The 14,026-nt window shown below is 70.4% G+C and carries 12 protein-coding genes and 1 pseudogene; 4 read left to right on the top strand and 9 right to left on the bottom strand.

Annotated elements, in window-relative coordinates:
* Position 1 precedes the first annotated feature (1 nt).
* The 6 genes from AC1HIL_RS11265 to AC1HIL_RS11240 all read right to left on the bottom strand — a co-directional run bounded on the left by AC1HIL_RS11265 (position 2) and on the right by AC1HIL_RS11240 (position 6,850).
* A complete protein-coding gene (locus AC1HIL_RS11265) occupies positions 2–1,303 on the bottom strand; it encodes an amino acid deaminase (RefSeq protein WP_479672486.1) in 1,302 nt (433 codons plus the stop codon).
* A 2-nt stretch (positions 1,304–1,305) separates the two neighbouring features.
* A complete protein-coding gene (locus AC1HIL_RS11260; RefSeq protein ID WP_479671822.1) occupies positions 1,306–2,286 on the bottom strand; it encodes an ABC transporter ATP-binding protein in 981 nt (326 codons plus the stop codon).
* A complete protein-coding gene (locus AC1HIL_RS11255; RefSeq protein WP_261209990.1) occupies positions 2,283–3,320 on the bottom strand; it encodes an ABC transporter ATP-binding protein in 1,038 nt (345 codons plus the stop codon). Before AC1HIL_RS11255 ends, AC1HIL_RS11260 begins: the two co-directional genes overlap by 4 nt.
* Positions 3,320–4,159, bottom strand: a complete 840-nt coding sequence (locus tag AC1HIL_RS11250; RefSeq protein WP_479671821.1) for an ABC transporter permease — start codon at positions 4,157–4,159, stop codon at positions 3,320–3,322. Before AC1HIL_RS11250 ends, AC1HIL_RS11255 begins: the two co-directional genes overlap by 1 nt.
* A 3-nt stretch (positions 4,160–4,162) precedes the next feature.
* On the bottom strand, positions 4,163–5,104 hold the full coding sequence (locus tag AC1HIL_RS11245) for an ABC transporter permease (RefSeq protein ID WP_479671820.1): 942 nt from the start codon (positions 5,102–5,104) through the stop codon (positions 4,163–4,165).
* A gap of 174 nt (positions 5,105–5,278) precedes the next feature.
* On the bottom strand, positions 5,279–6,850 hold the full coding sequence (locus tag AC1HIL_RS11240; RefSeq protein WP_203204688.1) for an ABC transporter substrate-binding protein: 1,572 nt from the start codon (positions 6,848–6,850) through the stop codon (positions 5,279–5,281).
* Positions 6,851–7,054: 204 nt separating this feature from the next.
* On the opposite strand from AC1HIL_RS11240, the gene AC1HIL_RS11235 reads away from it, so the two are divergent.
* Positions 7,055–7,444 (top strand): RidA family protein, encoded by a 390-nt coding sequence (locus tag AC1HIL_RS11235; RefSeq protein WP_057597741.1) that lies wholly within the window; start codon positions 7,055–7,057, stop codon positions 7,442–7,444.
* A 150-nt stretch (positions 7,445–7,594) separates the two neighbouring features.
* On the opposite strand, the gene AC1HIL_RS11230 is transcribed toward AC1HIL_RS11235, so the two are convergent.
* Positions 7,595–8,209: an ATP-dependent Clp protease proteolytic subunit gene (locus AC1HIL_RS11230; protein ID WP_261209979.1), complete on the bottom strand. Its 615-nt coding sequence runs from the start codon at positions 8,207–8,209 to the stop codon at positions 7,595–7,597.
* Between the two features lie 81 nt (positions 8,210–8,290).
* Here AC1HIL_RS11230 and AC1HIL_RS11225 point away from each other — a divergent pair, with 81 nt between their 5' ends.
* Positions 8,291–9,076: a sigma-70 family RNA polymerase sigma factor gene (locus AC1HIL_RS11225; RefSeq protein ID WP_479671819.1), complete on the top strand. Its 786-nt coding sequence runs from the start codon at positions 8,291–8,293 to the stop codon at positions 9,074–9,076.
* Positions 9,077–9,210: 134 nt separating this feature from the next.
* On the opposite strand, the gene lolD is transcribed toward AC1HIL_RS11225, so the two are convergent.
* Both lolD and AC1HIL_RS11215 read right to left on the bottom strand, forming a co-directional pair.
* Positions 9,211–9,885, bottom strand: coding sequence for a lipoprotein-releasing ABC transporter ATP-binding protein LolD (lolD, locus tag AC1HIL_RS11220; RefSeq protein WP_479671818.1), 675 nt, complete (start codon positions 9,883–9,885; stop codon positions 9,211–9,213).
* On the bottom strand, positions 9,878–11,134 hold the full coding sequence (locus AC1HIL_RS11215; protein ID WP_296738150.1) for a lipoprotein-releasing ABC transporter permease subunit: 1,257 nt from the start codon (positions 11,132–11,134) through the stop codon (positions 9,878–9,880). Before AC1HIL_RS11215 ends, lolD begins: the two co-directional genes overlap by 8 nt.
* A gap of 197 nt (positions 11,135–11,331) precedes the next feature.
* Here AC1HIL_RS11215 and AC1HIL_RS11210 point away from each other — a divergent pair, with 197 nt between their 5' ends.
* Positions 11,332–12,213, top strand: coding sequence for a hypothetical protein (locus tag AC1HIL_RS11210; RefSeq protein WP_479671817.1), 882 nt, complete (start codon positions 11,332–11,334; stop codon positions 12,211–12,213).
* A pseudogene (recJ, locus tag AC1HIL_RS11205) lies at positions 12,213–13,931 on the top strand (single-stranded-DNA-specific exonuclease RecJ); the annotation flags it as partial. The gene AC1HIL_RS11210 and the pseudogene recJ, both read left to right, overlap by 1 nt.
* Positions 13,932–14,026: the final 95 nt, after the last annotated feature.

Here is a 14,026-nt window from a genome sequence, read left to right as displayed (position 1 = left end):
GTCAGAAGTGCATCGCCACCGCGTCGCTCACGCGGTAGTCGTTCTCGACCACGGGCATCCAGTGCCACTTGTCGAAGGTGGTGCAGGGGTGCGAGATGCCCAGGCCCACGCGGTCGCCGACGGCCGGCGCGCGCACCTCCTCGTCGGCCTCCCAGCGCAGGTAGGCATGCTGGTCGTTGAGCGCCGTGATCTTCCAGCCGGCGGGCACGGCCTCGGGCACCAGCACGCCGCGCGCCGCGCGCGCGATCGGCACCGGCAGCGAGAGGTCGAAGGAGATGTCGCGCTTGCCCACGGCCAGGATCGCGAGGCCGGGCTCGGGCCGCGACTGCACCGTGGCCCAGACCTCCATCGCGGGCACCAGGCTCTCGCCGCAATCGCAACCGAGGCGCTCGTCGACCGCGCTGACCATGCGCTTGTAGAAGCCATGGTCGTGCGTGACATAGCAGCCCGAGCGCAGCAGGCCGCGCACCGGCGACGCCAGCGCGGGCTTGAGTCGCCCGGCCACGAGGTCGAAGATGGCCGAGCCGCCGGCCGAGACCAGCACCTCGTCGGTCTCGAACAGCTGCTGCGTGTCGCAATGGCGCGCCACCGCTTCCACGCGGTCCATCAGGGTCGCGGCATAGGCCGCGTCGGGCTCGCTGGCGCCGGTGGCGCCCTGCCCTTCGTAGGTCTCGATGCCCACCAGCCGCACCGCGTCGCTCGCGCGCAGCCGCGTGGCGAGCGCCACCGCCTCTTCATGCGTGCGACAGCCGGTGCGCGCGCCCGCAACGCCGATCTCGAGCATGACCTCGAAAGGAACGCTGTTCGGGTGGCGGCGCGCCCAGTCCTCGATCAGCGCGAGCTGCGCCAGCGAATCGACCAGGAACACGATGCGCAGGCCCGCATGGTCGCGCAGCAGCAGCTGGATGCCGGCCAGGTCCTCGTCGCTCACCACCTGGTTGGCGATCAGGGTGCGGCGCGCGCCGGCGGCCACGCCCACCGCGAGCTGGGTCACGGTGGCGAAGGTCAGGCCCCAGGCACCGGCATCGAGCTGGCGCTGGAACAGCTGCGGCGACATGGTGGTCTTGCCGTGCGGCGCGAGGTCGATGCCCCATTCGCGCACGCGCGCCTGCATCCAGGCCAGGTTGTGCTCGAGCGCCTCGCGCTTGAGCACGGCCAGCGGCAGCGGCAGGTCGCCCGCGAGCACGTTCCAGCCCGCGGCGCCGATCTCGCTGCGCCGGCGCGGCGCCTGGGTGCGCGGATAGCCCTTGAAGCTGCTGCCCAGCAGCGGGTCGTCGAAGGAGGGAGCGGCGGTGTCGGTCATGGTCATGCGGCGATGGGGGAAAGCAGGTCCTTGCGGATGCAGGCGCTGTAGTGTCCGCTCGAAACCTGCTCGAGCGGCGGCACGGTCCGTGCGCAGGCCTCGATGGCATGCGGGCAGCGCGTGCGGAACACGCAGCCCGAGGGCGGCGAGATCGGACTGGGGATGTCGCCCTTGAGGGCGATGCGCTCGGTGGCGAGCTCGGGATCGGGCTTCGGGCTCGCGGCCAGCAGCGCCTGGGTGTAGGGGTGCGAGGGGCGCGCGAAGAGCTCTTCGGTCTCGGCCACCTCCATCACCTTGCCCAGGTACAGCACCACCACGCGGTCGCACAGGTACTCGACCACGTCGAGGTCGTGCGAGATGAACAGCATGGTCAGGCCCAGGCGCTCGCGCAGGTCGGCCAGCAGGTTGATGACCTGCGACTGGATCGACACGTCGAGCGCCGACAGCGGCTCGTCGGCCACGATGAACTCGGGCTCCACCGCGAGCGCGCGCGCCACGCCGATGCGCTGGCGCTGGCCGCCCGAGAACTCGTGCGGGAAGCGGCTCGCATGCTCGGCGCGCAGGCCCACGGTCTCGAGCAGCTCGGCGATGCGCCTGTCGCGCGCGGCCGCGCCCTTGTGCAGGCCGTGCGTGGCCAGCGCCTCGCCGAGGATCGCGCCGATGCGCATCTTCGGGTTCAGGCTCGCGTACGGGTCCTGGAAGATGATCTGCAGCTTGCTGCGCAGCTTGCGCATGCGCTCGCCCGACAGCGCGCCGATGTCGTCGCCGCGGTAGAGCACCTGGCCCTCGGTGCGCTCGAGCAGGCGCAGCACGGTGCGACCGATGGTGCTCTTGCCCGAGCCCGATTCGCCGACCAGGCCCAGCGTCTCGCCGGGCTGGATCGCGAACGACACGCCGTCGACCGCGCGCACGGGGCGTTCGCCGCTGCCGAAATACTTCTTGAGTCCGCGGACTTCGATCAGGGGGGAAACGACGGCGTTCATGCGAGCCTCGCGAAGTGGGCGTCGGGCTGCACGCGGGTGCAGCGGGCCTGGCGGTCCAGGCGGATGTCGATCAGCGGCGGCATCGCCGTGGCGCAACCGGCCTGCGCATGGTCGCAGCGCGGCTCGAAGGCGCAGCCCGGCGGCGGCGCCAGCGGGCTCGACACCTGGCCGCGGATCGCGAACAGGCGCCTGGGCTTGGGCTGCCCCGGCTGGCGCGCCTTGCCCGGCAGGCAGGCCAAGAGGCCCTGGGTGTACGGATGCTCGGGCTGCGCGAACAGCGGGCGCACCGGCGCGCTCTCGACCACGCGGCCCGCGTACATCACGACCACGTCGTCGGCATGGTGCGCGACCACGCCGAGGTTGTGCGTGATGAACAGGATGCTCATGCCGGTCTCGGCCTGCAGCCGGCGCATCAGCACCAGGATCTGCGCCTGGATGGTCACGTCGAGCGCGGTGGTGGGCTCGTCGGCGATCAGCAGCGTCGGGTCGCAGGCCATGGCCAGCGCGATCATCACGCGCTGGCGCATGCCGCCCGAGAGCTGGTGCGGGTACTCGTGCAGGCGCTGCGCCGCGGCCGGGATCTCGACCAGGTCGAGCATGCGCTTCGCATGGGCCAGCGCGGCCTGGCGGTCGAGCCCCTTGTGCAGCCGCACGCTCTCGGCGATCTGCTCGCCGATGGTGAACACCGGGTTCAGGCTGGTCATCGGCTCCTGGAAGATCATCGAGAGCTGGTTGCCGCGCAATGCGCGCATCTCGCGCTCGGGCAGGGTCAGCAGGTCGACGGTCCTGCCTTCGCGCGTGACGAAGCGCGCGCCGCCGCTGACCTGGGCATTGGCGGTCCTGGGCAGCAGGCGCATCAGCGTGAGGCTGGTGACCGACTTGCCCGAGCCCGACTCGCCGACCAGCGCGGTGGTCTTGCCGGGCTGGATCGCGAAGCTCACGTCGGCCACCGAGCGGATCAGGCCGTCCTCGGTGGGGAAGCTGGTGCTCAGGCTGTCGACCACGAGGCGCGGGGAGGATGTGGCGGTCGTCATCACGCGGTCTTTTTGAGTTTGGGATCGAGCAGGTCGCGCACGCCGTCGCCGAGCAGCTGCAACGACAGCGCCGTGAGGATGATCGCGAGCCCCGGGAACAGCACCACCCAGAAGGCCTGGTGCGCGTACTGCTGGCTGCCCGCGACCATGGTGCCCCAGGTCGGGATCTCGGGCGGCACGCCGACGCCGAGGAAGGACAGCCCCGCCTCGGCCAGGATCGCGTAGGCGAAGATGAACGAGACCTGCACCAGGATCGGCGACATCAGGTTCGGCAGGATGTGGCGCCACAGGATGCGCGAGGTGCGCACGCCGAGCGCGCGCACGGCCTCGACGAACAGCAGCTCGCGCACCACCAGCGTGGAGGCGCGCACCACGCGCGCCACCCGCGGCGTGTAGACCAGCACCAGCGCCAGCACCGTGTTGACCAGCGAGGGCCCGAGGATCGCCACCAGCGCGATCGCCAGCAGGATGTCGGGGAAGGACATCATCGCGTCGACCACGCGCATCAGCGGCGCGTCGAGCCGGCGGAAGAAGCCTGCCGCGAGGCCCAGCACGGTGCCCGCGACGACGGCACCGAGCGCGGTGAGCGCCGCGATCGCCAGCGAGTAGCGCGCGCCGTGCACGATGCGCGAATAGAGGTCGCGGCCCAGCTCGTCGGTGCCCAGCAGGTGCTCGGCACTCGGCGCCTTCAGGCGCTGCAGCACGGCCGTGTCGTTGGGATCGATGGAGGCGAACAGCGGCGCGCCGATGGCGAGGATGGCGATCGCCAGCAGCACCAGCGCGGACAGCATCACGATGCGGCGGTGCATCAGTTGGCGAAGCATTCTTGGCATCCGCATGGCTCAGACCTTCACGCGCGGATCGACCACCGCATACAGCAGGTCGATCGAGAAATTGATGAGGACGTAGATCGCGGCGATCACCAGCAGCGCGCCCTGGATCACCGGGTAGTCGCGCCGCAGCACCGCGCTCACCACGAGGTTGCCCACGCCCGGCAGGCCGAACACGGTCTCGGTGATGACGGCGCCGCCGATCATCAGCGCCACCGTCAGGCCGATCACCGTGACGATCGGCACCAGCGCGTTGCGCAGCGCATGCTTGAGCACCACCACCGTCTCGCTCAGGCCCTTCGAGCGCGCGGTGCGCACGTAGTCCTCGCCGAGCACGTCGAGCATCGAGGCGCGCGTGAAGCGGATGATGAGCGCGGAGTTCAAGAGGCCCAGCACCGTGGCCGGCAGCACCAGCGCATGCAGCCGCTCGGCCAGCGCCGCGTCGGGCGCACCGTAGCCCGAGACCGGGAACCAGCCGGACGAGACCGCGAAGATCTGGATCAGCACGATGCCGAGCCAGAAGCTCGGGATGCTCGCGCCCAGCATCGCGATGCCGGTGAACAGCTGGTCGACCGCGCGGCCGCGGAACACGGCCGAGACGATGCCGCAGGGCACGCCGATCAGCGCGGCGATGGCCACCGCCATCAGCGCGAGCAGCGCGGTGGGCTCGGCGCGCTCCCACAGCGCCTGCGTGACCGGGCGCTGCAGGAAGATCGAGGTGCCGAGGTTGCCCTGCAGCACCTCGCGCAGCCAGTAGCCGAACTGCACGGGCAGCGGCTTGTCGAGGCCGTATTCCTTCTGCACGCGCGCGATGTCGGCCGCGGTGGCCTGGTCGCCCAGCAGCACCGAGACCGGGTCGCCCGAGGCGGCGCGCGTGAGCACGAACACCAGCACCGCCACGAGGGCGAGCACGATGAGCATGCCGGCGGCGCGGGATGCGATGTAGCGGATCATGGGATGTGGTTCTTTTCGGGAAATGCGGGATCGGACAGCCGGACGCAGAGGACGCGAAGGTTCCGCGAAAGACGCAAAAGGAAATTCATCTGAAGAATCTCCTTGGCTGTTCTTTCGCGCCCTTTGCGAAACCTTCGCGTCCTCTGCGTCCGGTACCCGTATCCGGCAGCCGCGTTACTTGATACGAGCGTTCCAGAAGAAGGGCCAGGTCGCCGGTTGGTAGTTGTCGAGCGCCGGGCTCCTGGCCGACAGCCCGTTGAACTTGCCGACGTTGATGTACGGCACCTCCTCGTAGACCACCTGCTGCACCTTGCCCCACAGCGCGCCGCGCCTGGCCGGATCGCTCTCGACGTTGAAGGCCTGCAGCGCCGCCTTCTTGGCGGGCGTGTCCCACCAGCCGGGCGCGCCGTCGCCGAGCTGCGGCGGCGAGAGCATCGGCTCGGGGAACTGGCCCGAGTGGGTGACGTAGATGTCCCACAGCTTGGCGTCGTTGCGGCGCTGCACCAGCGTGGCCCAGTCGACCACGTTGAGGTCGACCTTGAAGCCGGCGCGCTTGAGCTGCTCGGCCATCAGCAGCGACATGTTGTAGTGGAAGTCGTACTGGCGGCTCGTGAGCACGCGGATCGGCTCGCCCTTGTAGCCGGCCTTGGCCGCGGCCTCCTTGGCCTTGGCGGCGTTGCGCTGGTTGTACTGGTCGGCGCCGGCCGTCGAATAGAAGGGCGAGCCCTTTGGGAAGTGGTTGGCCTCGGCCACGAAGAAGCGCGTGTCGCCGAAGCCGGCCGCGAGCATCTCGCCCTCGCCGAGCGCGGTCTGGATCGCCTGGCGCACCGGCTGGCTCGCGGCCACGCCTTCCTTGGTGTTGAGCACCAGGTAGGGGAAGCCGAACGAGGGCGTCATGATCGGCACCGTCTTGCCGCCCGACTTCTCGAGGCGCGGCAGCGCCTCCACCGGCAGCAGGTCGGCGAAGTCGTACTGGCCGGCCAGCGCGCCCTCGACGCGCGTGCTGGCGTTGGGCACCGGCACGAAGCGCAGTTCCTCGATCGCGGCCTCGCGCTTGCCGCCGTAGCCGCTCGCGGGCTCCTTGCGCGCCGCGTACTTGTCGAAGCGCGTGAGCAGCACGAACTGGTCGGGGCGGCGTTCCTTGAACTTGTAGGGGCCGGTGCCGACGAAGTCCTTGAGCGGCGAGGCGATCGATTCCTTGGCCATGATCGCCGCCATGCCGCTGGGCAGCGCGAGCTGCGACAGCAGCGGCGCATAGGGTTCCTTGAGCACGATCTCGACCGCCAGCGGGCCCTTGGCCTTGAGGCTGTCGATCTCCTTGCCCACGGCCTTGCCGCGCGGCGACTGGTCCATCCAGCGCTGCAGGCTCGCGACCACGTCGTCGGCCGTGAGCTCGCGGCCGCTGTGCAGCATCACGCCCTTGCGCAGCGCGATCGCATAGGTCTTGCCGTCGGCCGAGATCTTCGGCATGCCCTCGGCCAGCATCGGCACCACGTTCCACTTGGCGTCGAAGGTGTAGAGCGTCTCGTAGACGTGCTGCATGATGGTTCCGACCAGGTCGGCGGTCGAGGCCATCGGATCGAGCGTCTGCGGCTCGGCCACCATCGCCAGCGTGGCGAAGTTGCGCGGACCCTGCGCCTGGGCGTTCAGCGGCGCCACGGCATACAGCGCCGCGAGCAGGGTGGCACCCAGAAGGGTGCGCTTCGACAGCATGGGCAGGCGCGGGAAAGAGCCGGCGTGGGGCATGGAGTTCTCCTTCATGGGGCGAGACGCGTTTGTGAAAAAAACTTTCGTTGCGGGCCGCACTTTGAAGCAGTATCTATGCCAAATCATCCGTGAAAACCCTTGATTCAGCGTTATCACTGAAATAGATTTTCAGTTTCGGCCGATACTGGCGGCCGTTTTCATCCCCTCCCCTTTCATTTCCCTTCTTCAGACAGGAGCTCGTCCATGCCTCTCGAATACCTCGGCGCCCCGCCCACCGCTTCCGACCGCCAGGTGCGTCCCTTCTCGCCGGCCGTGCGCGCGGGCGACTTCATCTACGTGTCGGGCCAGGTGCCGGCCAATGCGCAGGGCGAGATCGTGGCCGGCGGCATCGAGGCGCAGACGCGCCAGGTGATGGAGAACCTGAAGACCGTGCTCGCGCTGGCCGGCGCCACGCTCGACGACGTCTGCAAGACCACCTGCTGGCTCGACGACGCGCGCGACTTCGGCGCCTTCAACCGCATCTACATGAGCTACTTCGGCGAGAACAAGCCCGCGCGCTCGACCACCGAGGCGCGACTGATGGTCGATGCGAAGGTCGAGATCGACGTGGTGGCGTACAAGCCGAAGGCTTGAGACACGGGGATCGGGCAGCCGAACGCAGAGGTCGCGAAGGTTGCGCGAAGGTCGCAGAAAAAAACCGAAAAATGTCTTCGGTCTTTTCTGCGACTTCTGCGTGGCTTTGGTTTTTCTTCTGCGTTCGGCTGTTCGGATTTCCGTCCAGCGTCAGCCCCGCAGCTCGCTCTTGCGCTGCACGATGCGCGAGACCAGCCCGTAGTCGACCGCCTCCTCGGCCGACAGCCAGCGATCGCGCTCGATGTCGGCCAGCACCACCTCGATGGGCTTGCCGGTCTCGCGCGCGATCTCGTGCGCGATGCGCTGGCGGGCCTTGACGATCTCCTGCGCCTGGATCGCGATGTCGGTGGCCTGGCCGCCGGCCCCGCCCGAGGGCTGGTGGATCAGGAAGCGGGTGTTGGGCAGGCACACGCGGCGCTCGCGCGGCGCGGCCAGGAACAGGTGGGTGGCGGCGCTGCCGACCCAGCCGGTGCCGATCATGTGCACCGGCGCGGCGATGAAGCGCACCACGTCGTGGATCGCATCGCCCGATTCGAGGTGGCCGCCGGGCGAGCTCACGAGGATGTCGATGGGCTTGTCGGCGCTGTCGGCGTCGAGCGCGATCAGCCGGCGCGTGACGTCGGCGGCCACGGCGTCGGTGATGCTGCCGAAGATCAGCAGCGTGCGCGAGCGGAAGGCCTTCTCCTCGAGGTAGGAATTGCGCGGCTCGGCGGTGGCGGCCGGGCGGGTGTCGTCTTCGGATTCCAGCGTGAACATGGCGGTCATGAAAAGCTCCAGGGGGTGGGAGCTGTCTTGACGAACAAGCCCACGCTTTCGTGACATCGCCGGCCGTGGCAAGCTGCGCCGATGCTCGACGAACGCTATCTCTCGCAATTCCCGGCCCTGCGCGGTCGCCTGGTGCGCGCAGCGGCGCGGCTGGCCGGCGGCACGGCGCAGGCCGAGGACCTGGTGCAGGACAGCTACCTGCGCGCGCTCGAGGCCGGCGAACACGCCGGCATCGACACCGTCCAGGCCTGGCTCACGACGGTGATGCAGCACCTCGCGATCGACCGCCTGCGGCGCGAAGGCTGGATGCGACGCTGGCTCGACGAGGCCGGCGCGACGCCGGAGACGGCGGAATCGGCCGAAACCGAGGCCGCGCGCGCCGAAGAGACCGGGCAGGCCCTGCGCCTCCTGGCCGATCGGCTGAGCCCCGCCGATGGCGCCGCGGTGCTGCTGCGCGAGGTGTTCGAAGTCAGCTTCAAGGAACTGGCCGAGGCCACAGGCCGGACCGAGGCGGCCTGGCGCCAGCAGATGCACCGCGCGCTGCTGCGGCTGCGCGAGCCCCGCGAGAAGGCGCCCGACAGCACCGGACGCAACGCCGTCTTCCCGCTCTACCAGCAGGCGCTGCGCGATGCCGATGCGCGGCTGCTGTTCGCGATGCTGCGCCAGCCGCCGGCACGGGCGATCGGGCTGTCGGCCCATGCCGCGCCGACCCCGGGCTCGGCCTCGGACTCGGGCTCGCCGCGCGCGGCCTGCCAGGTGGTGCAGATCGGCGGCCGGCTCGGGCTGGTGCTGACGCTGGGCGGGAAGCTGTTGTGCGTGCTGCCGCTGGAGGCGCGGCAGGAAGAGGCGGAAGCGCTCTCGCTCTGAATCGCTGTATCTGCTCCTTCCCCCTGTGGGGGAAGGCCGGGATGGGGGCAAGCGGCGATGGCAAGGCCACGACCATATCGACCGCCCGCTGCCCCCACCCCGGCCCTCCCCCAGCGGGGGAGGGAGAAAGACACTCAGGCCAGCCGCCCCGCCACCAGCTGCAGCACCCGGTCGCAGCGCCGCGCCAGGTCCTGGTCGTGCGTGACCATCACGAAGGCCGTGCCATGGCGGCGCGCGAGGTCGAGCATCAGCTCGAACACGGTGTCGGCGGTGCCGCGGTCGAGGTTGCCGGTGGGCTCGTCGGCCAGCACGCAGGCCGGCTGCGTGACCAGCGCGCGCGCGATCGCCACGCGCTGGCGCTCGCCGCCCGACAGTTCGGCCGGCCGGTGATGCAGCCGCTCGCCCAGGCCCACGCTCTGGAGGATCTTCGTCGCCGACTGCGCGGCCGTGGCCGGGTCGACGCGGCGGATCTTCAGCGGCATCGCCACGTTGTCGAGCGCGCTGAACTCGGGCAGCAGGTGATGGAACTGGTAGACGAAGCCCAGGTGCAGGTTGCGCAACCGGCCCTGCTCGGCGGGGTCGGCATGCGCGATGTCCTTGCCGAGCAGCTCGACATTGCCCGAGGTCGGCGAATCGAGCCCGCCCATCAGGTGCAGCAGCGTGCTCTTGCCCGAGCCCGAAGCGCCGACGATGGCCAGCGTCTCGCCGGCATTCACGTCGAGGTCGATGCCGTGCAGCACGGTCAGGTCGAGGCGTCCTTCGTGGAAGCGCTTGGTCAGACCGCGCGCCTTCAATACGACTTCACTCATAGCGCAGCGCCTCGGCGGGATTCACGCGGCTGGCGCGCCAGCTCGGATACAGCGTGGCCAGGAAGGCCAGCACCAGGGAGATGATCGCGATCGGCATGATGTCGCTGCGCTGCGGGTCGCTGGGCATCTTGCTGATCAGGTAGATGTCCTTGGGCAGGAAGCTCGCATGGAACAGCTGCTCGAGGAAGGGCACGATCACGTCGATGTTGTAGGCGATGCCCAGGCCCAGCGCGAGGCCCAGCACGGTGCCGATCACGCCCACCATCGCGCCCTGCACCACGAAGATGCCCATGATGCTGCGCGGCGAGCTGCCCAGGGTGCGCAGGATCGCGATGTCGGCGCGCTTGTCGGTCACCGTCATCACCAGCGTCGAGACCAGGTTGAACGCGGCCACCGCCACGATCAGCGTGAGGATGATGAACATCATGCGTTTCTCGACCTGCACGGCCGCGAACCAGGTCTTGTTCTGGCGCGTCCAGTCGCGGATCAGGAACTGGCCCGGCAGCGAGACGGCCATCTCGTCGGCCACGTCGCGCGCCTGGTTGAGGTCCTTCAGGCGGATGCGGATGCCGGTCGGGCCCTCGAGCCGGAACACGCGCGCCGCGTCCTGCTCGTTGATCAGGGCCAGCGCCGAGTCGTATTCGTAGTGGCCCGAGTCGAAGGTGCCGACCACGGTGAACTGCTTGAGGCGCGGGACCACGCCGGCCGGCGTGACCTGGCCGCCCGGCGCCACCAGCGTGACCTGGTCGCCGGGCTGCACGAACAGCGAGCGCGCCAGCTCGCCGCCCAGCACGATGCCGAACTCGCCGGGCACCAGCTTGTCGAGCGTGCCCTTGGGCGCGGCGGCCGCGATGTCGGTGACCTCGGGCTCGAGCCTGGGCTCGATGCCGCGCACCAGCGTGCCCTTCATGTCCTCGCCGCGCGCGATCAGCGCCTGGGTCGCGATGAAGGGCGCCGCGCCGACCACCTCGGGGTACTTGCGCGCGGCCGCCATGATGGTGTCGAGCTCGGGCAGGGCCTGGCCGTCGCGCGAGATGATCTCGATGTGCGAGACCACGCCCAGCATGCGGTCGCGCACTTCCTTCTGGAAGCCGTTCATCACGCTCAGCACGATGATCAGCGCGGCCACGCCGAGCGCGATGCCGAGCATCGAGACGCCCGAGATGAACGAGATGAAGCCGTTGCGCCGGGTCGCGCGGCCCGCGCGCGTGTAGCGCCAGCCGAGCTGCAGTTCGTAGGGGAGTCGCATCAGGTCTCCTGCGGCGCTCGGGGCGACGGCATGGGTCGGTTCATGGGAAAAAGGGTGAAGACGAAGAGGAAGGCGGGCGGAATTGTGGCATCCCGGACAATAGGCCCATGGCCGAACCCGCTCCCGCCCGTCATCTCCTGATTCCCTTTGCCGGCCGCGGTTCCCCGTCCTGCCGCGCAGCCCTCCCAACCTTAAGGTTGCCGAAGCTCGAGGCCCTGCTCGGCCGGCTCGCCGTCACGGCCACCGACACCCAGGACGAAAGCACCCGCTCCCCGCCGCACGAACGCGCCCTGGCGCGCGCGCTCGGCATCGACGCGACCGACGGCTGCATCCCCTGGGCCGCGCTTGAGGCGCGCCGCAACGGCACCGCCGCGGCGGACGACACCGCCGCCTGGGGCCTGGTCACGCTGTGCCACTGGCAGGTCGGCATCGACGACGTGGTGCTCGGCGATCCCTCCGCGATCGAGATCGACGCCGAGGAGTCGGCCGCGCTGCTGGCCGCGGCGCGCCCCTTCTTCGAGGAGGACGGCATCGCGCTGCATCCGTCCGCGCGCCCCGGCCGCTGGCTCGCGCGCGCGCCGATCTTCCAGGACCTCGCCACCGCCGCCATCGACCGCGCCGTGGGCCATCCGATCTCGCAATGGTCGCCGCTGGCCGATGCCGCGCGGCCGCTGCGCCGGCTCCAGAACGAGATGCAGATGCTGCTCTACACCCAGCGCGTGAACGACGACCGCGCCGCGCGCGGCGCGCCGCCGATCAACTCCTTCTGGCTCAGCGGCACCGGCGCGCTCGCGGCCGGTGCCATCAGCTCCGAAGGCCCGGCACCGCAGGTCGACGATTCGCTGCGCACCGCCGCGCTGCACGACGACGGCATCGGCTGGGCCGAGGCCTGGCAGGCGCTCGACGCGGGTCCGATCGCCGCGCTGCTCGACCACTACAACGCGGGCGCGCCGGTCGCGATCACGCTGTGCGGCGACCGCACGGCGCAGCGCCACGAGATCCAGCCGCGCGGCTTCGTGGGCTGGGCCCGCAGCCTGTTCGACCGACCGCGCGCCGCCGCCGTGCTGGAGGCGCTCTGATGAAGATCCATCCCCGCGACATTCCCCCGCGCAGCGCCTGGGCCCTCGAGCAGGCCGGCGTGCATCCGCTGTTGGCCCGGCTGTTCGCCGCGCGCGGCGTCAGCGCCAAGGACGAGCTCGACGACGGCCTGGCGCGCCTGCTGCCGCCCGACACCCTGCGCGGCACGCACGAGGCCGCGGTGCTGCTGGCCGACGCAATGGCCGCCGACCGGCGCCTGTGCATCGTGGCCGACTACGACTGCGACGGTGCCACCGCCTGCGCGGTCGGCGTGCGCGGCCTGCGCCTGCTGGGCGCGAAGAACGTGAGCTACCTCGTGCCCGACCGCGTGGTCGACGGCTACGGCCTCACGCCGCCGATCGCCGAACGCGTGGCCGCGAGCGGCGCCGACATGCTGATCACGGTCGACAACGGCATCGCCAGCGTCGACGGCGTGGCCGCGGCCAAGGCGCGCGGCCTGCAGGTGCTGGTGACCGACCACCACCTGCCCGGCCCCGAGCTGCCGGTGGCCGACGTGCTGGTGAATCCCAACCACCCCGACTGCGGCTTCGAGAGCAAGTGCATCGCCGGCGTCGGCGTGATGTTCTACGTGCTGCTCGCGCTGCGCTCCGAGCTGCGCCGGCGCGGCGTGTTCGACGTGGCGACGCAGCCCAAGCTCGACGCGCTGCTGCCGCTGGTGGCGCTGGGCACCGTGGCCGACGTGGTGAAGCTCGACGCCAACAACCGCCGGCTGGTGGCGCAGGGCCTGCGCCGCATCCGCGCCGGTGCCATGCCCGCGGGCGTGTCGGCGCTGTTCAAGGCCGCGGGCCGCGTGGCCGCCGCGGCCACCACCTTCGACTTCGGCTTCGCGCTCGGCCCGCGCATCAATGCCGCCGGCCGGCTGGCCGACATGACGCTGGGCATCGAGTGCCTGCTGACCGAGGACGCCGCGCGCGCCGACGAGCTCGCGCGCCTGCTCGACGGCATCAACCGCGAGCGGCGCGACATCGAGGGCGGCATGCGCGACCAGGCGCTGCTCTTGGCCGAGTCGCTGTTCACGGTCGACGGCGAAGGCACCGAGACCGTGCCCGCAGCCATCAGCGTGTTCGACGCCGACTTCCACGAGGGCGTGGTCGGCATCGTGGCCTCGCGCATCAAGGAGCGCTTCCACCGGCCCACCTTCGTGTTCGCGGCCAGCGGCGCGCCCGGCAAGGAGCACGAGCTCAAGGGCTCGGGCCGCTCGATCCCGGGCTTCCACCTGCGCGATGCGCTGGACCTTGTCGCCAAGCGGCATCCGGGCGTGCTGCTGCGCTTCGGCGGCCATGCGATGGCGGCCGGCTGCACGGTCGCGCGCGAGCAGTTCCAGACCTTCGAGCGCGCGCTCGCGCAGGTGGCCGACGAATGGCTCGATGCCGCCACGCTCACGCGCCGCATCGACACCGACGGCCCGATCTCGCGCGAGTATTTGCGCGTGGACCTGATCGACACCCTGCACCGCGAGGTCTGGGGCCAGGGCTTCGCGCCGCCCACCTTCAGCGAGGAGGTCGAGGTGGTGTCGCAGCGGCTGGTCGGCGAACGGCATCTCGCGCTCAAGCTGCGCCACCAGGGCCAGCCCATCGACGGCATCTGGTTCGGCCACACCGACCCGCTGCCGCCGCGCGTGAAGCTGGCATTCCGGCTCGATGCCGACGAATGGCAGGGCGTGCGGCGCGTGCGCTTCCTGGTCGAGGGCGCGGAGATTCTGAAGCCTTCGAGCCCCGGCCACAGGTTACGCCGGGGTTTCCGCTGCAAGCAATTGCATGCGCCGTCCCGCCTCGGCGGGCGCGCGCTCGGTAC

This window comes from Variovorax sp. ISS6 (genome assembly GCF_056523145.1).
Note: the sequence above shows the minus strand (reverse complement) of the source record. Positions and strands in the feature narration are given on the sequence as shown.